Origin of the sequence: Brevundimonas sp. UBA7506, from assembly GCF_002479495.1 — a bacterium.
Taxonomy (GTDB): domain Bacteria; phylum Pseudomonadota; class Alphaproteobacteria; order Caulobacterales; family Caulobacteraceae; genus Brevundimonas.
This window is the reverse complement of record NZ_DLNQ01000015.1, coordinates 305,547-326,481: the sequence shown is the minus strand read 5'-3', so window position 1 is coordinate 326,481 and position 20,935 is coordinate 305,547. Positions and strand designations below refer to the sequence as shown.

The window sequence follows — 20,935 nt, the reverse complement described above, 5'->3', positions numbered from 1 at the left end:
GCCTGACCGCCCCGCTGACCTCGTCAGATAGGGCGGCGTTGCTGTTTTCCTATAGGGCGTCGAGCCCGTAGGCCGCGTGCAACGCGCGCACGGCCAGTTCGGAATAGGCGTCCTCGATCAGGACGCTGATCTTGATTTCCGAGGTCGAGATGGCCTGGAACTTGACGCCCTTGTCGGCCAGGGCCCGGAACATGGTCTGGGCCACGCCCGCGTGACTGCGCATGCCGACGCCGATGACCGAGATCTTGGCCACGTCGGCGTCGATGCGAAGTTCCTCAAAGCCGATCTCGGCCTTGGCGGCGGTCATCATCTCGGCGGCGCGCTGGGCGTCGCGGCGACCCGTCGTGAAGGTCAGGTTCACCGCGCCCTCGGTGCGGGCCTGGCTCTGCACGATCATGTCCACATTGACGTTGGCCTCGGCCAGACGCGTGAAGACGTCGGCGGGGGCGTCGGTGCGGTCCGCCAGACCCAGCAGCGTGATCCGGGCTTCGTCCCGGCTCATGGTCACGCCGGAAACGATGCGCTTTTCCACGATCTCATCCTCGTCACAAATCAGGGTGCCGGCGTTTTCCGGCAGATTTCCATTCTCATCCGGCTCGATGAAGCTGGACAGGACCCGAACCGGGACCTGCTTGGCCATGGCCAGCTCGACCGAGCGGGTCTGCAGCACCTTGGCCCCCAAGGAGGCCATTTCCAGCATCTCCTCGTAGGAGACCTTTTCCAGGCGCCGCGCGCGGCTCTCGATGCGGGGGTCGGTCGTATAGACGCCGTCCACGTCGGTGTAGATGTCGCAAGGGGCGCCCAGCGCCGCCGCCACCGCCACCGCCGAGGTGTCGGAGCCGCCACGACCGAGCGTGGTGATGCGGCCGTCGCGGGTCACGCCCTGGAAGCCGGGCACGATGGCGATCTGGCCGCTGTCGACTGCGGCGCCCAGGACGTCGCCAGGCACGTCCTCGATGCGGGCGCGACCGTGGGCGTCGTCGGTCAGGATCGGAATCTGCCAGCCCATCCAACTGCGCGCGTTAAGGCCCATGTTGCGCAGGGTCAGGGCCAGAAGGCCTGACGTCACCTGCTCGCCCGAGGCGACCACCACATCGTATTCGTCGTCCGACAGGGGCAGGCCCGCGGCGGCCGGTCCCGCGCCGTCGGTCCAGGCCACCAGCTCATTGGTCTTGCCGGCCATGGCGGACACCACCACGGCGATCTGTTTGCCCTTGGCGGCCTCGGCGGCGATAATTCGCGCCGCACGACGAATACGCTCGAGGTCCCCCATGGAGGTCCCCCCGAACTTCATCACCAGTCGTGTCGTTTCGGGCCGCGTCATCGTGGCGTTTCGTCCCCTGCTTGCATGGGCGGCCAAGGCGGTTCATGCCTGCGGCCATGTCCGCTTCTAACGACAGCCTTGAGCCGCGCAAACCCCAAAGCGATGAGGGTTTTTCACCCTTTGCAACCGATCGTGCCGAGGGGCCGAGCATTGATCCCGCCGATGTGGCGCGCTTTTCGGCCCAGGCGGCCGAATGGTGGGACCCGAAAGGGCCGTTCGCGCCCCTGCATCGCTTCAATCCGGCCCGGCTGAAATTCGTCCGCGACCGGGCTGCCGAACACTATGGCCGCGACGTTCGGGCGCGGGCCCCGTTTGAGGGCCTCAGCCTGATCGACATCGGCTGCGGCGGCGGCCTGATCGCCGAACCGATGCGGCGCATGGGCTTCGAGGTCACGGCCCTCGACGCGTCGTCCGAGAACATCGGCACAGCCCGCGCCCACGCCGAACAGATGGGTCTCGACATCGCCTATCGGGCCGCGACCGTCGAGCAGATGGTGGAAGCCGGCGCCGGCCCCTTCGACGTGGTCCTGACCATGGAGGTGATCGAGCATGTCGCCGATCCCGAGGCCTTCGTCCGCGCCTGCTCGAAACTGATCAAGCCTGGCGGTCTGATGATCGTCGCCACCCTGAACCGCACCCTGAAGGGCCTGCTGCTGGGCAAGTTCGCCGCCGAATACGTGCTGCGCTGGGTCCCCGCCGGCACCCATGACTGGCGCCAGTTCCTCAAGCCCGAGGAGCTGCGCGCCATGCTGGACGGCGAGCCCCTGACCGTCACCGGCCCCTATGGCCTGGCCTATGATCCGCTGAACGACCGCTGGAGCGAGGGCGACGATGTGGGCATCAACTACATGATGATGGCGACGCGGGACGCGTGAGGACGCTGCGGCGCATCCTCGTCACCGGCGGGCCGGGATCGGGCAAGACCAGCCTGATCGAGGCGCTGGCGGCGGCGGGTCATGCGACCTCGCCGGAGGCGGGACGCGCGATCATCCGCCGCCAGCAGGCCATCGGCGGCCAAGCCCTGCCTTGGCGCGACCGCGCCCTGTTCGCCGAGTTGATGCTGGACCGCGATATGGACGCCTATGCCCGCGCAGAGGATACAGCCGCCCCGGTCTTCTTTGATCGCGGCGTGCCCGACGTGGTCGGCTACCTGACCCTGTGCGGCCTGCCGGTCCCGGCTCATGTCGAACGGGCGGCGCGCGAAGCCCGCTATGCAAGGCAGGCCTTCATCGCTCCGGTCTGGCCCGAGATCTTCGTTCAGGACGCCGAGCGCCGGCAGGATCTGGACGAGGCGCAGCGCACCTTCGACGCCATGGTCGAAGTCTATCCGCGCTTCGGCTACGACCTGATCGAACTGCCGAAGGCGCCCGTCGCCGAGCGGGTCGCCTTCGTCCTGTCGCGGCTCGCCTAGCCAGGCTGCTGCGTCTCGCGCAGCAGCGACAGGTCATAACCCAGGGCCTGGACCCGGTTGCGCAGGGCCTGACGGGTTTCCGCTGCGGGGCGGGCCTCGCGGCTGAGGATCCAGAGATAGCGGCCCGACGGTTCGCCGACGATCGACCAGCTGTAGTCGTCGGCGTGGTCCAGCACCCAGTAGTCGCCGACATAGAAGGGACCGAAGAAGGAGACCTTCAACTTGGCGTTGTCGCTGCCCTCAACGATCCTGGCGCGGGCCTCGGCCTGTTTCACGGGGCCGTCGACCGCGCCCTGGCGACAGCGGTTCAGCACGCCGATCAGGCCGTCGTCGCGCAGGCTGTAGTCGGCGGTCACCGCCTCGCAATCCTTCTGAAAGCCGGCCTCGTAGCGCGCCAGTTCGTACCAGCGGCCGAGATAGCGGTTCAGGTCCACCGACTTGGCGGGTTGCGGCACGGCGGCGTTGCCGACCGGCCCGCGTTGCAGGGTGGCGCAGGCGCCGAGGGCCAGGGCGGCGCCGGCCAGCAGGACGAGGGGAAGGGTGCGCTTGAAGCTCATGGGCTCCGAAAGGCCCGAGCCCGGCTTAAGGTTCCGCTTGAAGCGTCCGAATCATGTAGCGGGCGTCGGCGCCGTAGCTGGCCAGCTTTTCGGCCATGCCGGGCGGGTTCTCGACGACGAAGCCGTTGCGCTCCCAGAAGGCGGTCGCCTCATTGACGGCCACCAGGGCGATCTCGGGCCAGCCCGCCGCCCTCGCCTGTTCGGCCAGACGTTCGACGATGGCGCGGGTATGGCCGCCGCCGCGCGTGTCGGGATGGACGGCCAGGTCGTGCAGATAGACGACATCTGCGTCCTCGGGCACGGCGCCGATCAGGCTGTCCAGCGGCGGGGCGCTGTTCCGCTTCCACGGATAGGCCATCAGATAGCCCATCACCTTGCCCGCCGGATCGGACAGGACGAAGCAGCCCTCGGGCGCCAGTTGCTGACGCTCGGCGAAGCATTCACGCGCCTCGAAATGGTCGGGGAAGGACAGGCGGGCCACGGCGACGACGCCGTCGACGTCGGCGGGCGTCATGGGTCGCCAGCTTAGCTGGGACAACGAGCGTTCAGCTCCGCCTTGTTGAAGTTCCATTCCACGCTCCGGGTCTCATCGTCGTTCGCCCCTTCGATGCGGGCGGTCAGCACATCCCCCGCGCGCTGATAGAGGATGCGGTGCGGAAAGTCGTTGGCGGGATTGGCGAAAACCGCCCGCTGCGGCCCGCTTTCAATCAGGCGGAAGGGGGTCGGCGCGGCCCCGGCCGGCTGCGCGACATAGGTCAGGGCGCCGTCCTGCAGGCGGGTGATGCGCGCGAACTCGAAGCCGCTGCGGCCATTGCGCACAGTCACGGTATGACCGACCATCAGACCCGCGCGCGGGTCGCTCCAGGTCTCCGACGCCTCGCGCCCTCGCGAACAGTCCAGCCAGTAGCCGGCCAGCCACGACAGGTCGGGCGCGGGCGCCGCCGCCTGTATCAGGGCGGCGGCCGAAAGCGCGGTCAGCAAGGCCATCGAAGTCTCCCTCCTCGGTTCGGAAAGGAGCCTAGATCAATCCCGCCCGTCCCGCTTGTAGGATTGCGACGCCAACTGCCGGGCCAGTTCCATCTGATCGCGCGCCCATTCGGTGGCGGTGCAGCCTAGGAAGCGACGAAAATCGCGGGCCATCTGGGGCTGATCGAAATAGCCGGCGGCCAGACCGGCCTCCAGCCAGGAGGCGGCGTCGGCGTCCGGGCCCGTGGCATGGTCGAAAATGCGCCGGAAGCGGAAGACCGAGCGCAGGGTGCGCGGCGCCACGCCGACGCGGTCGCGGAAACGGCGTTGCAGGGCGCGGCGTTCGGCGGGGTTGAGCACAAGCCCCTCGTTCTCGCGTTCGGCGGCGTCTACCTGGCCGCGTACGCCGGGGTCGATGCGCCAGTCGCCCGCCTGACGCTGAACTTCCAGCCATTCGGCCAGAGCCACCGCCTGGGCCGCCGGATCGCCGGACGGGGCGGTAAAGCCGCGCAGCCGCGCCGTGAGGTCCAGCCGCAGGTCCGTCGCCTCGATCAGCGGACGGGCCAGGAAGTCTCGCGCCCCGTCCGGCTCGAACTTGGCGGCGACGATCTCCACCGGGCCAACCGGACGGATGGCCATGGGCCGGGTCATCTGACCGGCGAAGATGACCGGCGGCTGGGGCCGAAAGACGCCGTCCTCGCCCGCTTCCTCGTAGGGGGCGGCCAAATCGATCACCAGTTCGGGACAGCCGTCGGGGGCGATGCGCTGCACCTCGCCGGTCGGGGTCGGCGCCGCATAGGTCCACAGCACGCGCACGAAGGGCCGCAGAGACGGAGGCGGCGCGAACTCCTGATAACGTTCCCCCTCCCCCATGCGTCAGTTCGCCTTCTTCGGGTCGGGCGGCAGGCTGGGCAGGGGAGCACAGGGCACGCCGTCGTCCTTCAGCTTCTTGACCTCGGCGGGGGTGGCCTCGCCGTAGATCTCGCGCTTTTCGGAGCGGCCTTCATGGATGTCGCGGGCCTCGTGGGCGAAGGCGTCGCCGACATAGTCGAAATTCTGCTCGACATGCTCGCGCACCTCGCGCGCCGCCTGCATCATCATGGACTGCATCTGCTTCATGGCGTCCGGCGAAGGGGCGGTCTTCTTCGTGCCCGCGACGGACGGGGCCATGACCTGCTTGCGCACGGCCGTCGAGCCGCAGAAGGGGCACTCCACCAGACCGCGCGCGGCCTGATCGTCATAGTCGCTCGAAGAGGCGAACCAGGCCTCGAAGCCGTGGTCGTGGTCGCAGAACAGGGCGTAGCGGATCATTGCGGCGGGTCGAATTCGCGGTCGTGGCGCAGGGCCGGGATCGAGCCGCGCGCCCGGTCCACGGCGCCCAGGTCCAGTGTGGCATGCAGGACGCCGGGTTCATCGTGGTCGGCGCGGGCGATGACCTCGCCCCAGGGACCGACGATCAGGGAGCGGCCCCAGGTCTGACGACCGTCCTCGTGGGTTCCGCCCTGGGCCGGGGCCAGGACGAAGGCGCCGGTTTCGATGGCGCGGGCACGCAGGAGGGTCTCCCAGTGGGCTTCGCCGGTCGGGCGGGTGAAGGCTGCGGGGACGGCGATCATGGCCGCTCCGGCCTGGGCCAGTTGGCGATGCAGATGGGGGAAGCGCACGTCGTAGCAGATGGTCAGGCCCAGGCCGCCCCAGGGGGTGTCGGCCACGACGGCGGCGTCGCCCGGCCGCACCGAGGCGCTCTCGCGATAGGTCTCGCCATCAGCCAGATCGACATCGAAGACGTGCAGCTTGTCATAGCGGGCCGTGATCGCCCCGGTCGGGTCGATCAGCAGGGAGCGGTTGGCGGCGCGGGCGTCGCCGGGCGCGTCCGAGCGGACGAGGACCGAGCCGATCAGCAGCCAGACGCCCAGTTCCACCGCCAGGGCGCGAAGGCCCAGAACCGCCGCGTCGGCCTCTTCGCTCGACAGGGCGGCGTCGCGCAGGGCCCGGCGCTGCTCGAGGAAGTTGGTCCCCTCGGGCGTCAGGATCAATTGCGCCCCGCCCGCCGCCGCCTGGCGGATCAGCGGCTCGACATGGGCCAGCCCCGCGGGCGCCGTCGCCGGCGTCCGCGCCTGGATCAGCGCGACCTCGAGCCGCTCGCCCATCAGGCCGCCAGCAGGGGATCCAGACCGCCCTTGCGGTCCAGGGCGTGGATGTCGTCCGAGCCGCCGACGTGCTGGCCGTTGATGAAGATCTGCGGGAAGGTGGCCTTGCCGCCCGAACGCGCGACCATCTCGGCCTTCTTTTCCGGATCGTTCGAGGCGACGATCTCGGTGAACTCGGCGCCCTTGCGGGTCAGCAGACCCATGGCGGCGACGCAATAGGGGCAACCGGGCTTGGTGTAGATGACGACTTCGGCCAACTCAGGAACTCCTTGAACTGCAGGCTAGCCCCCTACTTAGGCGGTTCGCGCGCGGTTCGCACCCTCGCGATCACCGCCAGGTCCACGGCCCGGGCGCCGGCCTCCATCAAGACCCGCGCACAGGCCTCGGCCGTGGCCCCGGTCGTCAGCACGTCGTCGACCAGCAGGATGCGCCGCCCCTTGATCCGGCGACGCCCGGCTTCCGTGACGGCGAAGGCCATTTTCACGTTCAGCCGCCGTCCGCGCGCCGACTTGCCGCCCTGGCTGGCGGTCGGGGCGCTGCGGATCAGGGCGTCGGGCAGGTAGTCGAGCCCGGCATGGCGGGCCAGCGGCCGCGCCACCTCGGCGGCCTGATTGAAGCGCCGCGCCAGCAGGCGGGACCGGTGCAGGGGCACGGGAACCACGGCGTCCGCCTCGCCCACCACGTCGGCGGCCGAGCGAGCGATCCAGCGGGCGAACAGGGGCGCGAACTGCTGCTGGTCGCCGTGCTTGAACTTGAGGATCAGCCCCCGCGAGGCCTCGTCGTAGACGCAGGCCGCCCGCGCCCGGGCGAAGGCGTAGGGCTGGACCTGACAGGCCAGACAGCGGTCGGAGGCGAAGTCGCCGCCGTCATATTCAAAGGCCGCGCCACAGCCGTCGCAGACGGGCGCTTCCAGAAAGGCCACCCGGCTCCAGGCGTCGGGCGTCAGGCCCGCCGAGGCCGTGGCCTCACGGCTGTCGTGCGCCATGGGCGGCAGCAGAATATCCAGCAGACCGCGCCCCGCATGGCGCGCGCGGGATGCTATAGGCGCGATCACGCCTTTCATTCGACCCTGCCAGCCCCCATCCTGAACCGCCATGAGCGCCCCCTCCTCCGGTCCCCCGATCATCTTCGACGCCGCCCGCCGCGCCGCGCGCCTGAGCCGCGCCGCCCGACGCTTCCCCGACGCCGACTTCCTGCACGTGCGCGCCGCCGAGAACGCGGTGAACAGCCTGGAGGTGATCCTGCGCGAGTTTCAGGCCCCCGTCGACCTGTCGCCCCATCCGGGCGTCTTCGCCCGCGCGGTGGCCGACAGTTCGGCCCGCGATCGGGTTGCCGAAGTGCGCGCCGTCGGATCGATGGCCGAACGCGCCGCGCCGGGGGCCGGGCCTCTGGGGCTGGAGGACCAGTCGGCGGACCTGATCGTCAACCTGCTGGGTCTGCATTGGGCCAACGACCTGCCCGGCGCGCTCAGCCAGATCCGGCGCGCCCTGAGGCCCGACGGCCTGTTCGTGGCCAGCCTGTTCGGGGCGGCGACCCTGAAGGAGTTGCGCGGCGTGCTGACCGAGGCCGAGCTGGAGGTCAACGGCGGGGCCCAGGCCCGCGTCTCGCCCTTCGCCGACGGTTTCGACGGGGCGGGCCTGCTGCAAAGAGCCGGTTTCGCCCTGCCGGTCAGCGACGTGGACCGGGTGACGGTGCGCTATGGCGACCCCTTCGCCCTGATGCGCGACCTGCGGGCCATGGGCGAGACCAATGTGCTGGCGGGGCCGATCAAGCCCCTGAGCCGCGCCGTTCTGGCCCGCGCGGCGCAGCTTTACGCCGAGCGCCACGCCGAGGCGGACGGGCGCATCCCGGCGACCTTCGAGATGGTGCACCTGGCCGGCTGGGCCCCGCACGAGAGCCAGCAGAAGCCGGCCCGACGCGGCTCGGCCAAGACCCGTCTGGCGGACGCGCTCGGCGTCAGGGAACAGACCGCTCGGACCTGAGGCCGCCGTCAGGCGCCGCCGATGGCCGTGGAGATGGTTTCGCTGATGTAGTCGTACATGGCCCCGGTCCGCGCGGTGAAGGCGCCGATGGCGGCGATGATGGCCACAAAGATCAGGCTGGCGATCAAGCCGTACTCAATGGCCGTGGCGCCGCTGTCGTCGTGAAGGAACCGGCCGATGAAACGTCGCATCCCGGCCCCTCCCTCGGCGCCTGATCAGATCAGGTCGCGCAACCAGGCGACCAGGGGTTCGTCAGCCGGCGGCATGGGATAGTCCGACAGCTTGTTCGGCTTCACCCAGGCCAGACCCGCGTGTTCACGAGCGGTGACGACGCCGGACCACCGCCGGCACAGGTACAGTGGCATCAAGAGGTGAAAGGAATCGTAAGCGTGACTGGTAAACACGAAGGGGGCCAGGCAGGCCTCGTTCACGTCGATGTCCAGCTCTTCCTTCAGCTCACGGATCAGGGCCGCTTCCGGCCGCTCGCCCGGCTCGACCTTGCCGCCGGGAAATTCCCACAGCCCGGCCAGCTGCTTGCCCTCGGGCCGCTTGGCGATCAGCACGCGGCCGTCGGGGTCGATCAGGGCGACGGCGACGACGAGGACGGTGGGGACGGCGGCGGCTTCGCTCACGAGCGATAGTCCCCGTTGATCTCGATGTAGCGCTTGGTCAAATCACAGGTCCAGACTGTGGCCGAGGCCCGTCCCGAGGCGACGTTCACGGTGATGTCGATCTCGGCGTTCTTCATATAGGCGCTCATTTTCGCCTCGTCGTAGTCGGGAGCCGGCGCGCCGTCGACGGCGGCGACATGGGGACCGAAGTTGATGGCCAGGCGGTCACGGTCCACGGCTTCTTCCGTCTTGCCGACGGCCATGACGATGCGGCCCCAGTTGGCGTCCTCGCCGGCGATGGCGGTCTTGACCAGGGGGCTGTCGGCGATCGACTTGGCCAGCTTGCGGGCCGAGGCGGGGCTGGCGGCGCCGTCCACCGTGACGCGGACGAACTTGGTCGCGCCCTCGCCGTCCTTGACCAGCTGGTGGGCCAGATCGAGCATGACCTGGTCCAGGGCGGCGGAGAAGTCCTTGAGGCGGCGGTCGCCGACCCGGCCGATGCGCGGCGCGCCTGAGGCCCCGGTGGCGAACAGAAGGGCCGTGTCGTTGGTCGAGGTGTCGCCGTCCACCGTCACGCTGTTGAAGGTGGTGCGGACGTGGAGGTTCAGCAGGGCCTTCAGCACGGGCGGGGCGATATCAGCGTCGGTGACGATGAAGGCCAGCATGGTCGCCATGTCGGGCGCGATCATGCCCGAACCCTTGGCGATGCCGGCGATCTTCACCTTGACGCCCTCGATCTCACATTCCGCAAAGGAGCCCTTGGGGAAGGTGTCCGTCGTCATGATGCCCAGACCCGCCTGAGCCCAGGCGTCGGCCTTCAACCCCGCCTTGATGTCGGGCAGGCGGGCGGTGATCTTGGTCTCGTCCAGCACCACGCCGATCACGCCCGTCGAGGCCAGCATGACGTCGCGCTGGCGACAGTCGAAGCGCTTGGCGACTTCCGACGCCGTGCGGCGCGCCGCGTCAGCCCCGGCCTTGCCGGTGAAGGCGTTGGCGCAGCCGGCGTTGACCACCAGGGCCTTGATCCCCTCGCCGCCCTTGTCGGCGTCCAGCTGGCGCTTGCACCAGTCGACCGGCGCCGAGCCCACCTTGTGGCGGGTGAAGACCCCGGCGCAGGACGCGCCTTCCGGGAAGCGGAAGACCACCAGGTCGTCGCGCTCGTGCTTGTAGAAGCCGGCGCGGGCGGTGGCGATCTCGACCCCGCCAATGGGCGGAATGGTCGGGAAGGGCACGGCCAGGGGCGAGATCATCAGGCCGGGCTTGCCGGGCGCCGCGGCCTTGGCCGGCTGGGTGGCGCGCTTGAGGGCAGAGGCCAGCGGATCCAGGGCCTTTTCGATGGCGGATTCGATCATCTGGCCGGTCGAGCCGGATTTGGCGGGCGGACGGTTCATGAGGCGACGGTTCCGGCGGGAGGAGCGGAGGAAGCAGCGGGCGCAGGCTCGACAGCCGGTTGCGCCGCCGGCTTGGCGGGATTGAGGAAGACCTCGACGGCGGCCTTGCCGCGCAGCTGTTCCAGCAGCTGGCGCACGCCCTCATAGGTCAGGTAGCGGACGATCAGGGGGCGGGCCTGATCCAGGCTCGGCGGGGTCTCCAGACGACGATCCTCGATGCGCAGCACGGCCCAGCCGCTCTCGGTCTGGACCGGGCCGACCACGGCGCCGGGGGCCTGACCGCGCAGGGCGGCGGCGTAGGCGTCGGGCAGGACGTCCAGCGTCGAATAGCCCAGGTCGCCGCCGGAATAGCGGGTGGCGTCATCGACCGAGCGCTGGGCGGCCACGGCCTCGAAGGCGGCGCCCTGACCCAGGACGCCGACCACGGCGTCGGCCTGTTCCTTGGTGTGCGACAGGATCAGACGGACGCGGACCTCCTCGGTCGTCTGGGCGCGGCGCTGCTGCTCCTGATAGAGCCGCTCGACCGCCTGATCGGAAACGGCGCCGCTGACGACGGATTCCACCAGCATGTCGCCGAGGATGCGTTCGTGCACGGCCTCCAGCCGACGCTGGGCGGCCGGGCTCTTGTCCAGGCCGCGACGGCGCGCCTCGGCGGCCAGCAGCTTCTGGTCGACCACCTCGTCCAGCACGCGGCGGAACAGCTCGGACTTGACGTCCAGCGGCTCGCCTTCGCCGATCAGCCCCTGGGCCACCGCCTCGCGGCGCACGTCCGAAGCCCAGACCGAACGGTCCAGCACCCGCGCCACCACCAGATCATTCTTCTCCGGCGGAGTTTCCGCATCGCCGCGCCCGCAGGCGGCCGTCAGGGTCAGGGCCAGCAGGGCCGACGCCAGCACGGGCCGCAAGGATCTGGACAGGGGGCGCGAAAGACGCATCTGGCGCTCCGTGCGGGGCGAAAAACAGGGACGGGACGGCCCGTCTCGGCAAGCCGTTGAAAGCCCCTCGCGTTGACAGGGGTTAGGGCGGTGCTTAAGTCCCGGCTGCGCCCAAGTCGAGGGGTTTTCGATCGTCTGCGCGGCCCCTGCGCACGCCTCGTATTTCGAGGGTCGTTGGGACCGAGGTCGATCTGGGCCTTTGATCACGGCGCTTCCTGTTTTCAGAGCCTCAGCCGCTCGACCGCCTTACCGGATCGCCCATGCTCGGCTTCGCCAAGAAACTTCTCGGTTCCTCCAACGACCGCAAGGTCAAGACCTTCATGGGTCAGGTCGAGAAGATCAACGCCCTGGAATCCAAGTTCGAGGCCTTCTCGGACGACGAGCTGCGCATGATGACGCAGACCTTCAAGGACCGCATCGAAGCCGGCGAAAGCCTCGACAAGCTTCAGACCGAAGCCTTCGCCGTGGTGCGCGAGGCGTCCAAGCGGGTCATGGGCCAGCGTCAGTACGACGTGCAGATGACCGGCGGCATGATCCTGCACGAAGGCGGCATCGCCGAGATGCGGACCGGCGAAGGCAAGACCCTGGTGGCCGTGGCCCCGGTCTATCTGAACGCCCTGGCGGGCAAGGGCGTCCACGTCGTCACCGTCAACGACTACCTGGCGCGCCGCGACGCCGAGACGATGGGCAAAGTCTATCGCTTCCTCGGTCTGGACGTGGGGGTCATCGTCAACGGCCTGAGCCAGGGCCAGCGCCAGGCGGCCTACAACGCCGACATCACCTACGGCACCAACAACGAATTCGGCTTCGACTATCTGCGCGACAACCTGGTCTATGACCGTCGCGAGATGGTGCAGCGCGGCCACCACTTCGCCATCGTCGACGAGGTCGACTCCATCCTGATCGACGAGGCGCGCACGCCGCTGATCATCTCGGGCCCGACCGAGGACCGTTCGGACCTCTACAAGATCGTCGACGGCATCGTGAAGGAACTGATCCTCGACAAGGCCACCTACGACCTCGACGAGAAACAGCGCCAGGCCCTGCTGACCGAGCTGGGCTCGGAGCGCGTCGAGGAGATGCTGGAGGCCGGCGGCCACTTCGCCGAGGACACCACCGACCTCTATGACCCGGGCAACGTCAGCCTGGTCCACCACGTCAACCAGGCCCTGCGCGCCAACACCCTGTACACGCGCGACAAGGACTACATCATCAAGGGCGGCGAGATCGTCCTGATCGACGAATACACCGGCCGCATGATGACGGGCCGTCGCCTGTCCGAAGGTCTTCACCAGGCCATCGAGGCCAAGGAAGACGTCAAGATCATGCCCGAGAACCAGACCCTGGCCTCGGTGACGATCCAGAACTACTTCCGCCTCTACGAAAAGCTGTCCGGCATGACCGGCACGGCCGCGACCGAGGCCCAGGAATTCCTCGACATCTACAAGATGGACGTCCTGGAAGTGCCGACCAACCGTCCGATCCAGCGCAAGGACTACGACGACGAGGTCTATCGCACCTTCAAGGAAAAGAACGCGGCCATCGCCGCCCAGATCGCCGAGTGCCACGTCAAGGGCCAGCCCATCCTGGTTGGCACCGTCTCGATCGAGAACTCGGAAGAACTGTCTGACGTCCTCAAGAACTATGACTACAAGGTCGAGACCGGCCGCACCCTCAAGGCCGAGTACGCCGGGCGCGAAAAGGAAGCGCAGAAGGTCGGCGACGAGGCCTATGACATCACCTACGCCACCGGCCGCGGCATTCCGCACAACGTCCTGAACGCGCGCCAGCACGAGCAGGAAGCCTATATCGTCGCTGACGCGGGCCTGCCCGGCGCGGTGACCATCGCCACCAACATGGCCGGTCGCGGCACCGACATCCAGCTGGGCGGCAACCTGGAAATGCGCATCCAGCGCTGGGTCCAGGAACAGCGCAACATGGCCATCGAGGTCACGCCAGAAATGCTGGCTGTTGTCGAGGCCGAGTACAGGTCCGAGATCGCCGTGAACCGTGAGGCGGCCCTGGCCGCAGGCGGCCTGTTCGTCCTGGGCACCGAGCGCCACGAAAGCCGCCGCATCGACAACCAGCTGCGCGGCCGCACCGGCCGCCAGGGCGACCCCGGCACCTCGAAATTCTACCTGTCGTGCGAAGACGACCTGCTGCGCATCTTCGCCGGCGATCGCCTGGACGCCATCATGAAGTCGTTCGGCGTGGCCGAGGGCGAGGCCATCAGCCACCCCTGGCTGAACCGCGCCGTCGAAACCGCCCAGAAGCGCGTCGAAGCCCGCAACTACGACATGCGCAAGAACGTGCTGAAGTACGACGACGTCGTGAACGACCAGCGCAAGGCCGTGTTCGAACAGCGTCAGGAGTTCATGGACTCCGAGGACCTGTCGGAACTGGTCACCGACTTCCGCCTCGACGTCGTGTCCGACCTGGTCGAACGCTACATGCCGCCCAAGGCCTACGCCGAGCAGTGGGACATGGACGGTCTGGACGAGAAGGTCCGCTCAACCCTGGGCCTGGAGCTGCCGCTCAAGGACTGGGCCGCCGAGGAGGGCGTCTCGAACGAAGAGATCGAGGAGCGCATCAACGCCGCCGCCGACGCCCGCGCCGCCGAGCGTCTGGAGATGATCGGCGCCGACCAGACCCGTGGTCTGGAAAAGCAGTTCATGCTGCAGATGATCGACATGCAGTGGCGCGAGCACCTGGTCCACCTGGACCACCTGCGCGGCGTCATCGGCCTGCGCGGCTATGGCCAGCGCGACCCGCTGAACGAATACAAGACCGAAGCCTTCAACCTGTTCGAGACGCTGCTGCACGACCTGCGCCACAACGTCACCCGCTGGCTGATGACGGTCGAGTTCCGCTTCGAGGCCCCGCCGGCCATGGAGATGCCCGAGTTCCAGGAAATCCACCTGAACCCCGGCACAGGCGAAAACGAAATGGCCAACCCGTCGGCCCAGAATCCGGAAGGCATGCTGACCGGCGACGACCGCTCCAAGCTGCCGGTCGAAGCCCTGCCCGTCGGCTGGGAGCGCACCAGCCGCAACGCAGACTGCCCCTGCGGCTCGGGCCGCAAGTTCAAGCACTGCCACGGTAGCTTGATCTAGAAATCATGAGGCGGGTTCGCGAAAGCGGCCCGCCTTTTTCTTTGGCCCTGCCCCACCGTCGTCATCCCGGACGCCTGAACAATCTACCATCTGTGCAGTCGCTCACGCCTGGGTCCCGGGTTCCGCTACGCGGCCCCGGGATGACGGAGGAACGACAGGTGACGCCGCCCCCTCCGCCCGCTAGCTTCGCCCCATGAGCTACAAGCCCCTCTTCTCGCGCGCCCTGGGTCTGGATCCCGAGCGGCTGCATTTCGCCGCCCACAGCCATCACCTGTGGCCCGACGCCAGCTTCGACGCCCAGGTCCAGGCCTGGGCCGAGGCCAACCGCTTCGCCGACCGCAAGTGGGATCTGGTCTTCGGCGAGGTCATTCCCGAGGCGCAGCAGCACGTGGCGAAGGAGCTGAACCTGCCCTCGCCCGACAGCCTGATCTTCACCTCCAACACCCATGACCTGCTGATCCGCCTCGTCTCCGGGGTCGAGAAGAAGCCGGTGCGCATCCTGTCCACCGACGGCGAGTTCCACTCCTTCCGCCGCCAGTCCGAGCGCTGGGAAGAGGCCGGCGAGGCCGTGGTCACGCGCGTGCCGCTGCAGCCCTTCAATACCTTCGCCGAGCGCTTCGTCGCGGCGGCCCGTGCGGGCGGCCATGACCTGATCCTGGTCAGCCAGGTCTTCTTCCGCACCGGGCAGGTGTTCGACGCCATCAACGAACTGGCCGAACTGGCCGACCCGGCGGGCCCCTGGGTGGTGGTCGACGGCTATCACGGCTTCATGGCGACCCCGACCGACCTGTCGGCGGTGGCGGACAAGGTCTTCTATCTGGCGGGCGGCTACAAATACGCCATGGCGGGCGAAGGGGCCTGCTTCCTGCATTCCCCGCCCGGCTTCTGCCCGCGCCCGGTCATCACCGGCTGGTTCGCCGAGTTCGGCCATCTGGAAGGCCCGCCCGGCGGGGTCCAGTACCGCACCGACGGCGGGCGCTTCTGGGGCGCCACCTTCGACGTCAGCGCGCTCTACCGCCTCAACGCCGTTCAACGGATGCTGGCCGAGCAGGGCCTGACCACCGCCGCCATCGCCGCCCATGCGCGCGGCCTGCAGGCCCGGTTCCAGACGGCGGTCCAGAACGGGAAGGCCGGCGCCCTGTCTCAGGCCGAGATCCTCAACCCGGTCGAGGGCGATGCCCCCCGCGCCCGCTTCCTGGCCCTGCGTTCCAACGAAGCCTCGCGCTGGAAGGCCGACCTGCAGCACATGAACGTGGTCACCGACGTGCGCGACGACGTGATCCGCTTCGGCTTCAGCCTCTATCAGTCCGAAGAGGACGTGGAGCGGTTGATCCACGCCTGCGCCCGCCTGACCTGAGGCGTCAGAAGAAGAGGCTGTCGTCCTGGCGCTGGGCCTCGGGCGGGCGTCGGGGCGTGGCCGGACGCGGCGCGGGACGAGGGTTAGCCGCGCGCGGCGCCGCCGAAGCGGGCGCGGCTGGTGCGGCGGGCGCAGCGGATTGCCCTGTCTCCGCCTCGTCGTCGAAGATCGACCGCCAGATCGACGTCGCGGCCCGGCGCGGCGGTTCAGCCGGCGCCGTGGCGGGCGGGGCCGGGGGCGCCGGCCCTAAGACGGGATAGGGCGTGGGCGAGGCCGTCGCCTCGACGGCCGCCTCGCGCCGGACGGCGGCCGGCGAGGCGTCGTCGGCCCCCGATGCCGACGCCGGCACAGGCACTGGCGTCGGCGACGCCTCGCGGAGCTTCTGATCGGCCGCGTTCCACAGGATGGCCACGCCCAGCGCCAGCAGCACCAGACCGATGGCCGCGCCGATGGCCGAGCCCAGCAGGATACGATTCAGATCATTGGCGGCGGGCGAACTCATGACCCGTCTAGGCCTAACATCGAACCGGGGACCACGACACCCCGGCGACCATGGTTCAGACGGCCGCGTCGAGCAGGGCGTCACGCGCCACGTCGGGATGGGTCATGGGGAAGAGGTGGCCGCCGCCCACGACGGCCTCGACCTGCCGCGACGAGGCGGGGACGGAACTCGTCGGCAGGGCGCACAGGCTGCCGCTCTCGGCCTTCAGGATTCGCACGGCGCCGGGATACCGCCGCAACGCCCGCCAGGGATTGTGCGCCTGAGCGGCGTAGTTAGAAGCCTCCCAGGCCGGGCTGCAGGTCAACTCGAAGCCTTGATCGGTCTCGGTCAGTCCGTCGACCAGGTAGTCGGCCAGCATCATGTCGGACCAGCCCTTGAAGGCCCCTCGTCCGCGATAGGCCTTCAGCGCCTGCTCGCGGCTGTCGAACAGAGCCCGGCGTTTCAGCGTGCCCTGGACGATGGGAAAACGCTGCGCCAGCCGCCCGACCAGGGGCAGGCTCATCGCCAGCACCATCTCGCGGCGCCAGATCACGGGATCGAGCAGCAACAGCCGCGAGACCCGCCCGGGCCGTTCCGCCGCCGCCAGGAGGCCGCTGGTGCCGCCGATGGAGTGACCGGCCAGGGCCACGGGCGGCCCCTCGACGGCGTCCAGCAGCGCGATCAGGTCGTCGCGATGATCCTTCCAGCTGCGCCGCCCCTCGGGCCGCGCCGGCAGTCGGGTCTGCCCATGCCCCCGCAGATCAGGGGCCCAGATGCGCAGGGCTCCGGACAGGGGCTGCAGCAAGGAGCGATAGGCGTAGGCGTTGAAACCGTTGGCGTGGGCGAAGATCAGATCGACGGGCCGGGCCGGATCGCCGAAGTCCAGCACCGCCATCTCGCCGCCGCCCCAGCGGTTGTCGATCGGAACGCTCAGGCGCCGCGGCGCCGAAAGGGCCAGGGCGTCCATCGGCGTCAGGCCGCCACGCGGCAGGCCGGGCAACGGCCATGCCCCTCGATGGTGGTCCGCTCGATGGCGTAACCAGCCGAGGCGGCGGCCTCGGCGAAGGCCTCGCCGCCGGCCACGGCCACCTCTTCGGTCGCCCCGCAGCAATCGCAGATCAGGAAGGCGGCGGCGTGGGCGCGCGCGTCGTCCGCCGCCGAGGCGCAGGCCACATAGGCGCTGATAGAGGCGATGCGATGCACCACCCCGCGACGTTCCAGAAACTCCAGGGCGCGATAGACGGTCGGCGGCTTGGCGGCCTGGCCGTCGGCGCCGTAGCGGGCGATCAGGTCATAGGCCTTGACCGGCTCGCCCGCCGCCAGCAGCAGCTCCAGCACCCGACGGCGCGGCGCGGTCATGCGTTCGCCCTCGGCCGCGCACTGGCCCTCGACGGCGGCCAGGGTCCGTTCGACCTCGGCCGGGCCGGGTCGGCTGTCGGAATGTTCGTGATCGCAAGCGGCGCCCATGCCCCACAGCTAAGGGGTCGCGAGCCGCGCCGCAACCGGCGCCGACGCCGCACGGCCCGGACCTTGCCGCTTCCCGTTCGGCGAACACCCACGTTTGCGGCGCGCCCGGCCATGGGCTAGAAGGCTCGACCTTTCTGTTCAGAGCCGATCCGACCCATCATGACCGACACCACGTCCCAAGCGTCCGGCGCCCTGTCCGGCAACGTCCTGTTCTACACGCAGCCAGAGCCGATCTCGTTCGAAGCCCACGGCAAGCTGGGCGTGACGCCGGCCGACAAGCCCTACGCCTTCGTCGCCGAGACCAATATCGTGCCGCTGACCGTGACCGAGTTCGCGCCGGCCGCCCTGTCCTACCCGATCATCTTCGTCGGCGACCAGAAGCAGCCGGTGGTGGCCATGGGCCTGCGCCAGGGCGAGAACCTGTTCGTCGACAACGGCGAGTTCCGCTCCGACGCCTATATTCCGGCCTATGTGCGCCGCTACCCCTTCGTCTTCGCCAACGACGACACCCAGAACCGCATGATCCTGTGCATCGACCGCGCCGCGCCCTTCCTCGGCGAAGCCGGCGAGGTGCCGCTGTTCGAGAACGACCAGCCCAGCGCCTACGTCAACAATGCGATGGAGTTCTGCAACAACTTCGAGCAGGAGCGCCTGCGCACGGAGTCCTTCGTCAAGCTGCTGACCGATCTGGACCTGTTCGAGACCCGCGAAGCCAACTTCACGCCGCGCAACGCCGACGGCTCGGCCGGTCCCGTCCAGAAGCTGGCCGAGTACTACGCCGTGTCGGAAGACAAGCTGAAAGCCCTGCCGGTCGAGAAGCTGGCTGAACTGCGCGACAACGGCGCCCTGGGCCAGATCTATGCCCACCTGGTGTCGCTGCTGGGCTGGGAGCGCCTGATCGCCATGGCCTTCGCCCGCGCCGCCGCCGTCCCGACCGCGGCCAACGCGTAATTCTCAGGGCCCTACCGCGCTATCGCGCTGCTTGAGGCCTTCTTTGGAGGCCTACCGCGCATTCGCGCTGCTTGAGGCTTTCTTTGGAGGCCTACCGCGCATTCGCGCTGCTTGAGGCCGCTAGAACGTTGAAAATGAAACGCCCCGTCGGGAAACCGGCGGGGCGTTTTTCTGTCTAGCGCCGGGCGATCAGGGCGCGGGTCAGGCAGGAGAAGACCAACCTTCCGGCCTCGTCCAGCAGGTCCTGCTGGGCGACGACGATGCCCTTCTCGTCTCCTACGGGGTCCTTGCCCATGACGGTCAGCCGCCCGCGCAACAGCTCGCCTGCGGGCGGATTGCGCATGAAGCGCAGGCCGTCGACCGCCAGGGTCTTGGCCCCGGCCCAATGCCCCGCCTTGTCCGCCGACAGCCGGTTCCACAGGGCGTAGATCATGGCGTCGGGCGCGCCATAGGCCACGTCCCAGCCTGGCGCGAACCGCTCGGCGAAGACGTCAAGCGCCGCCGCGTCCACCGCGCAGGCGCCCAGGGGGATGACCTGGCCGACCTCAAGGTCCTCGAAATGGACGTGCAGCGGTTCGGTCATCCCGTCAGGCCTCCTCAGGCGGCGGGCTCTTCCGACACCCGTACCAGCAGCTTGCCGTCATGGTCGCCGGTGAACAAGCGGTTCAGCGAGGTCACCGCCCCTTCCAGGCCGTCATCGACGTGGACCTTCCATTTCACCTTCCCCTCCGCCAACCAGGGGCCCATCTCCTCGACCATCTCCCTGGCCCGGTGGGCGTAGTCCAGCACCAGGAAGCCCTGAACGTTGAGGCGATGGGTGATGATCCGGCTGAAGTTCGGCGACGGCGGCATGCGCGTGGCGTTGTAGCTGGAGATCAGACCGCAGACCGCCATGCGCGCATGGACGTTCAACCGGTTCCACACGGCGATCATGATGTCGCCGCCGACGTTCTCGAAATTGAGATCGATGCCGTTCGGGGCCAGCCGGTCCAGGGCCTCGCCGACGTCTTCGTTCTTGTAGTCGACGGCGGCGTCGAAGCCGAGCTCCTCGGTCAGCCAGCGGCACTTGTCCGGGCCGCCGGCGATGCCGATGACGCGCGCGCCGCGCTGCTTGGCGACCTGCCCGGCGATGGAGCCGACCGCGCCGGCCGCCGCCGAGATCACCAGGGTCTCGCCCGCCTTGGCCTTCAGAACGTCGGTGACGCCGAAGTATGCGGTCAGGCCGGTCATCCCCAGCACCGACAGATTGGCCGTCAGCGGCATGCCCGGCGCGCGATGCACCGGGCGCAGGCCCTGTTCATGCACCACGGCGTAATCGGCCCAGCCGCCCGACAGCGGGGTGACGATGTCGCCCTCCTTGAACCGTTCGGACTTCGACTGCTCGACAACGCCCAGAGTAAGCCCGCGCATGACCTCGCCCAGACCGACCGGCGGCAGATAGCCCTGGCTGTCGTTCATCCAGGTGCGGTTCGTCGGATCCAGCGACAGGTAGATGGTGCGGACCAGGACCTCGGCGTCCTTCAGGTCCGGCACCGGGGTCTCAATCAGTTCCAGGTCGCCGTCCTGGATCAGCCCCTGGGGCCGTTGGCGAAGAACCCACTGACGGTTGCGAGGGGCCATGGCTGTCTCCGATGCGTTTTCTTTGAGAACTCATTAGGCGTGGATGCGCCGCCCCTGTCGAGGGGCTTTCAAAGAAAAAGCGAACCGTTTCAGGTTCGCTTTGAGGTGGCATCATCGAGAATGAGGGCGGAAACGACGGACCGGCGAACCGGTCAGGTCGGGGGCTTTGTCGCCTCCGCATGCCGATAACGGCGGCGTCCGACGCCGGTTCCCTCAGACAGGGAAATCAGCCGCTCGCCGCGGCGCGCCGTTCGCTGATCGGAACGACGACGCCCTGCTCCGCGTTGCTAGGCCGTTAGAGGAGGACCAACCGAGAGGCCCGTACCGGAGAGCGCGATGACCCATCAGGATCCCCACTCCCATTCCGCCGACGCCGTCGAGCACCATGTGCCGATCGAAGCCCAGTACGTCCGGCAGGGGCGAGGCGGACGGCGCATTCTGTGGCTGCTGATCGTGTCGGGCGGGGCGGCGGCCGTCCTGCTATTGGGCATGTGGCTGCTCAGCAATAGCGGCTTCCAGACCGTCAATCCCGATGCGGGCGGCACGCGCGAGGACGTCGCCGCCTTCGATGCGCCGGCTCCGGCAGCCTGAACCCGACAAGAGAAAGGCCCCGACGGCGAAC

Annotated in this window: 25 protein-coding genes; 7 read left to right on the top strand and 18 right to left on the bottom strand. The window is 68.8% G+C overall.

Translation table 11 applies throughout. The features are described from left to right. Nucleotides 1-49: 49 nt before the first annotated feature. A complete protein-coding gene (locus tag B3K53_RS14165; RefSeq protein ID WP_292085139.1) occupies nucleotides 50-1,324 on the bottom strand; it encodes an aspartate kinase in 1,275 nt (424 codons plus the stop codon). 56 nt (nucleotides 1,325-1,380) lie between these two features. On the opposite strand from B3K53_RS14165, the gene ubiG reads away from it, so the two are divergent. Both ubiG and B3K53_RS14155 read left to right on the top strand, forming a co-directional pair. Then, nucleotides 1,381-2,199, top strand: a complete 819-nt coding sequence (ubiG, locus tag B3K53_RS14160; RefSeq protein WP_292085138.1) for a bifunctional 2-polyprenyl-6-hydroxyphenol methylase/3-demethylubiquinol 3-O-methyltransferase UbiG — start codon at nucleotides 1,381-1,383, stop codon at nucleotides 2,197-2,199. Beyond that, the gene (locus B3K53_RS14155) at nucleotides 2,196-2,735 is read left to right on the top strand and encodes an AAA family ATPase (RefSeq protein ID WP_292085137.1); all 540 of its coding nucleotides are present in this window, start codon (nucleotides 2,196-2,198) and stop codon (nucleotides 2,733-2,735) included. The genes ubiG and B3K53_RS14155 overlap by 4 nt, the downstream gene beginning before the upstream one ends. Here B3K53_RS14155 and B3K53_RS14150 read toward each other — a convergent pair. From B3K53_RS14150 to B3K53_RS14115, 8 genes are read right to left on the bottom strand one after another with little or no spacing between them, the layout of a single operon-like run. Beyond that, nucleotides 2,732-3,292 carry a lipocalin family protein gene (locus B3K53_RS14150; protein WP_292085136.1) on the bottom strand — a complete coding sequence of 187 codons (561 nt, stop codon included), beginning with the start codon at nucleotides 3,290-3,292 and terminating at the stop codon, nucleotides 2,732-2,734. The two genes, B3K53_RS14155 and B3K53_RS14150, sit on opposite strands and share 4 nt — an antisense overlap. A gap of 25 nt (nucleotides 3,293-3,317) precedes the next feature. Beyond that, the gene (locus B3K53_RS14145) at nucleotides 3,318-3,806 is read right to left on the bottom strand and encodes a GNAT family N-acetyltransferase (protein ID WP_292085135.1); all 489 of its coding nucleotides are present in this window, start codon (nucleotides 3,804-3,806) and stop codon (nucleotides 3,318-3,320) included. Nucleotides 3,807-3,817: 11 nt separating this feature from the next. Further along, nucleotides 3,818-4,279: a DUF6265 family protein gene (locus tag B3K53_RS14140; protein WP_292085134.1), complete on the bottom strand. Its 462-nt coding sequence runs from the start codon at nucleotides 4,277-4,279 to the stop codon at nucleotides 3,818-3,820. Between the two features lie 36 nt (nucleotides 4,280-4,315). Continuing rightward, on the bottom strand, nucleotides 4,316-5,131 hold the full coding sequence (locus B3K53_RS14135; protein ID WP_292085133.1) for an AraC family transcriptional regulator: 816 nt from the start codon (nucleotides 5,129-5,131) through the stop codon (nucleotides 4,316-4,318). A 3-nt stretch (nucleotides 5,132-5,134) separates the two neighbouring features. Beyond that, the gene (locus B3K53_RS14130; RefSeq protein WP_292085132.1) at nucleotides 5,135-5,569 is read right to left on the bottom strand and encodes a DUF1178 family protein; all 435 of its coding nucleotides are present in this window, start codon (nucleotides 5,567-5,569) and stop codon (nucleotides 5,135-5,137) included. Continuing rightward, a complete protein-coding gene (locus tag B3K53_RS14125; protein WP_292085131.1) occupies nucleotides 5,566-6,405 on the bottom strand; it encodes a carbon-nitrogen hydrolase family protein in 840 nt (279 codons plus the stop codon). The genes B3K53_RS14130 and B3K53_RS14125 overlap by 4 nt, the downstream gene beginning before the upstream one ends. Next, entirely contained in the window at nucleotides 6,405-6,662 is a 258-nt protein-coding gene (gene grxC, locus B3K53_RS14120) for a glutaredoxin 3 (protein ID WP_207823671.1), read from the bottom strand. The genes B3K53_RS14125 and grxC overlap by 1 nt, the downstream gene beginning before the upstream one ends. A 32-nt stretch (nucleotides 6,663-6,694) precedes the next feature. Next, nucleotides 6,695-7,501, bottom strand: a complete 807-nt coding sequence (locus B3K53_RS14115; RefSeq protein WP_292085129.1) for a ComF family protein — start codon at nucleotides 7,499-7,501, stop codon at nucleotides 6,695-6,697. On the opposite strand from B3K53_RS14115, the gene B3K53_RS14110 reads away from it, so the two are divergent. After that, on the top strand, nucleotides 7,500-8,387 hold the full coding sequence (locus tag B3K53_RS14110) for a methyltransferase domain-containing protein (protein WP_292085128.1): 888 nt from the start codon (nucleotides 7,500-7,502) through the stop codon (nucleotides 8,385-8,387). The two genes, B3K53_RS14115 and B3K53_RS14110, sit on opposite strands and share 2 nt — an antisense overlap. A gap of 8 nt (nucleotides 8,388-8,395) precedes the next feature. On the opposite strand, the gene B3K53_RS14105 is transcribed toward B3K53_RS14110, so the two are convergent. The 4 genes from B3K53_RS14105 to B3K53_RS14090 are packed head-to-tail and all read right to left on the bottom strand — an operon-like array spanning nucleotide 8,396 to nucleotide 11,324. Then, entirely contained in the window at nucleotides 8,396-8,578 is a 183-nt protein-coding gene (locus B3K53_RS14105) for a Flp family type IVb pilin (protein WP_292085127.1), read from the bottom strand. Nucleotides 8,579-8,602: 24 nt separating this feature from the next. Then, nucleotides 8,603-9,019, bottom strand: a complete 417-nt coding sequence (locus B3K53_RS14100; RefSeq protein ID WP_292085126.1) for a (deoxy)nucleoside triphosphate pyrophosphohydrolase — start codon at nucleotides 9,017-9,019, stop codon at nucleotides 8,603-8,605. Continuing rightward, a complete protein-coding gene (gene argJ, locus B3K53_RS14095) occupies nucleotides 9,016-10,389 on the bottom strand; it encodes a bifunctional glutamate N-acetyltransferase/amino-acid acetyltransferase ArgJ (RefSeq protein WP_292085125.1) in 1,374 nt (457 codons plus the stop codon). The genes B3K53_RS14100 and argJ overlap by 4 nt, the downstream gene beginning before the upstream one ends. Further along, complete coding sequence (locus B3K53_RS14090; RefSeq protein WP_292085124.1) at nucleotides 10,386-11,324, bottom strand: peptidylprolyl isomerase; 939 nt, start codon at nucleotides 11,322-11,324, stop codon at nucleotides 10,386-10,388. Before B3K53_RS14090 ends, argJ begins: the two co-directional genes overlap by 4 nt. Nucleotides 11,325-11,584: 260 nt before the next feature. Here B3K53_RS14090 and secA point away from each other — a divergent pair, with 260 nt between their 5' ends. Together secA and B3K53_RS14080 are read left to right on the top strand one after the other, a co-directional pair. Further along, nucleotides 11,585-14,437, top strand: a complete 2,853-nt coding sequence (secA, locus tag B3K53_RS14085) for a preprotein translocase subunit SecA (RefSeq protein WP_292085123.1) — start codon at nucleotides 11,585-11,587, stop codon at nucleotides 14,435-14,437. Between the two features lie 193 nt (nucleotides 14,438-14,630). After that, nucleotides 14,631-15,794, top strand: a complete 1,164-nt coding sequence (locus B3K53_RS14080) for an aminotransferase class V-fold PLP-dependent enzyme (protein WP_292085122.1) — start codon at nucleotides 14,631-14,633, stop codon at nucleotides 15,792-15,794. 4 nt (nucleotides 15,795-15,798) lie between these two features. On the opposite strand, the gene B3K53_RS14075 is transcribed toward B3K53_RS14080, so the two are convergent. Genes B3K53_RS14075 through B3K53_RS14065 form a run of 3 tightly spaced genes read right to left on the bottom strand, consistent with a single transcriptional unit; the run spans nucleotide 15,799 to nucleotide 17,742 of the window. Next, complete coding sequence (locus B3K53_RS14075; RefSeq protein ID WP_292085121.1) at nucleotides 15,799-16,296, bottom strand: hypothetical protein; 498 nt, start codon at nucleotides 16,294-16,296, stop codon at nucleotides 15,799-15,801. Nucleotides 16,297-16,351: 55 nt separating this feature from the next. Then, nucleotides 16,352-17,242, bottom strand: a complete 891-nt coding sequence (locus B3K53_RS14070) for an alpha/beta fold hydrolase (RefSeq protein ID WP_292085675.1) — start codon at nucleotides 17,240-17,242, stop codon at nucleotides 16,352-16,354. 5 nt (nucleotides 17,243-17,247) lie between these two features. After that, nucleotides 17,248-17,742: a Fur family transcriptional regulator gene (locus B3K53_RS14065; RefSeq protein WP_292085119.1), complete on the bottom strand. Its 495-nt coding sequence runs from the start codon at nucleotides 17,740-17,742 to the stop codon at nucleotides 17,248-17,250. A 159-nt stretch (nucleotides 17,743-17,901) separates the two neighbouring features. On the opposite strand from B3K53_RS14065, the gene B3K53_RS14060 reads away from it, so the two are divergent. Then, nucleotides 17,902-18,693: a SapC family protein gene (locus B3K53_RS14060; RefSeq protein ID WP_292085118.1), complete on the top strand. Its 792-nt coding sequence runs from the start codon at nucleotides 17,902-17,904 to the stop codon at nucleotides 18,691-18,693. A gap of 175 nt (nucleotides 18,694-18,868) precedes the next feature. Here B3K53_RS14060 and B3K53_RS14055 read toward each other — a convergent pair whose 3' ends face one another. Together B3K53_RS14055 and B3K53_RS14050 are read right to left on the bottom strand one after the other, a co-directional pair. After that, nucleotides 18,869-19,276 carry a MaoC family dehydratase gene (locus B3K53_RS14055; RefSeq protein ID WP_292085117.1) on the bottom strand — a complete coding sequence of 136 codons (408 nt, stop codon included), beginning with the start codon at nucleotides 19,274-19,276 and terminating at the stop codon, nucleotides 18,869-18,871. A gap of 14 nt (nucleotides 19,277-19,290) precedes the next feature. Then, nucleotides 19,291-20,313, bottom strand: coding sequence for an NADP-dependent oxidoreductase (locus tag B3K53_RS14050; protein WP_292085115.1), 1,023 nt, complete (start codon nucleotides 20,311-20,313; stop codon nucleotides 19,291-19,293). A 336-nt stretch (nucleotides 20,314-20,649) separates the two neighbouring features. On the opposite strand from B3K53_RS14050, the gene B3K53_RS14045 reads away from it, so the two are divergent. Then, nucleotides 20,650-20,904 (top strand): hypothetical protein, encoded by a 255-nt coding sequence (locus tag B3K53_RS14045; RefSeq protein ID WP_292085114.1) that lies wholly within the window; start codon nucleotides 20,650-20,652, stop codon nucleotides 20,902-20,904. The last annotated feature ends 31 nt before the right edge of the window (nucleotides 20,905-20,935 follow it).

Coding starts and splice junctions, on each gene's coding strand:
- B3K53_RS14070 (WP_292085675.1), bottom strand. CDS start 17,242: ATGGACGCCCTGGCCCTTTCGGCGCCGCGGCGCCTGAGCGTTCCGATC.
- B3K53_RS14050 (WP_292085115.1), bottom strand. CDS start 20,313: ATGGCCCCTCGCAACCGTCAGTGGGTTCTTCGCCAACGGCCCCAGGGG.
- B3K53_RS14075 (WP_292085121.1), bottom strand. CDS start 16,296: ATGAGTTCGCCCGCCGCCAATGATCTGAATCGTATCCTGCTGGGCTCG.
- B3K53_RS14110 (WP_292085128.1), top strand. CDS start 7,500: ATGAGCGCCCCCTCCTCCGGTCCCCCGATCATCTTCGACGCCGCCCGC.
- B3K53_RS14045 (WP_292085114.1), top strand. CDS start 20,650: ATGACCCATCAGGATCCCCACTCCCATTCCGCCGACGCCGTCGAGCAC.
- B3K53_RS14060 (WP_292085118.1), top strand. CDS start 17,902: ATGACCGACACCACGTCCCAAGCGTCCGGCGCCCTGTCCGGCAACGTC.
- B3K53_RS14080 (WP_292085122.1), top strand. CDS start 14,631: ATGAGCTACAAGCCCCTCTTCTCGCGCGCCCTGGGTCTGGATCCCGAG.
- B3K53_RS14090 (WP_292085124.1), bottom strand. CDS start 11,324: ATGCGTCTTTCGCGCCCCCTGTCCAGATCCTTGCGGCCCGTGCTGGCG.
- B3K53_RS14105 (WP_292085127.1), bottom strand. CDS start 8,578: ATGCGACGTTTCATCGGCCGGTTCCTTCACGACGACAGCGGCGCCACG.
- B3K53_RS14065 (WP_292085119.1), bottom strand. CDS start 17,742: ATGGGCGCCGCTTGCGATCACGAACATTCCGACAGCCGACCCGGCCCG.
- B3K53_RS14055 (WP_292085117.1), bottom strand. CDS start 19,276: ATGACCGAACCGCTGCACGTCCATTTCGAGGACCTTGAGGTCGGCCAG.
- argJ (WP_292085125.1), bottom strand. CDS start 10,389: ATGAACCGTCCGCCCGCCAAATCCGGCTCGACCGGCCAGATGATCGAA.
- B3K53_RS14145 (WP_292085135.1), bottom strand. CDS start 3,806: ATGACGCCCGCCGACGTCGACGGCGTCGTCGCCGTGGCCCGCCTGTCC.
- B3K53_RS14140 (WP_292085134.1), bottom strand. CDS start 4,279: ATGGCCTTGCTGACCGCGCTTTCGGCCGCCGCCCTGATACAGGCGGCG.
- B3K53_RS14150 (WP_292085136.1), bottom strand. CDS start 3,292: ATGAGCTTCAAGCGCACCCTTCCCCTCGTCCTGCTGGCCGGCGCCGCC.
- ubiG (WP_292085138.1), top strand. CDS start 1,381: ATGTCCGCTTCTAACGACAGCCTTGAGCCGCGCAAACCCCAAAGCGAT.
- B3K53_RS14165 (WP_292085139.1), bottom strand. CDS start 1,324: ATGACGCGGCCCGAAACGACACGACTGGTGATGAAGTTCGGGGGGACC.
- B3K53_RS14130 (WP_292085132.1), bottom strand. CDS start 5,569: ATGATCCGCTACGCCCTGTTCTGCGACCACGACCACGGCTTCGAGGCC.
- B3K53_RS14115 (WP_292085129.1), bottom strand. CDS start 7,501: ATGGCGGTTCAGGATGGGGGCTGGCAGGGTCGAATGAAAGGCGTGATC.
- secA (WP_292085123.1), top strand. CDS start 11,585: ATGCTCGGCTTCGCCAAGAAACTTCTCGGTTCCTCCAACGACCGCAAG.
- B3K53_RS14135 (WP_292085133.1), bottom strand. CDS start 5,131: ATGGGGGAGGGGGAACGTTATCAGGAGTTCGCGCCGCCTCCGTCTCTG.
- B3K53_RS14125 (WP_292085131.1), bottom strand. CDS start 6,405: ATGGGCGAGCGGCTCGAGGTCGCGCTGATCCAGGCGCGGACGCCGGCG.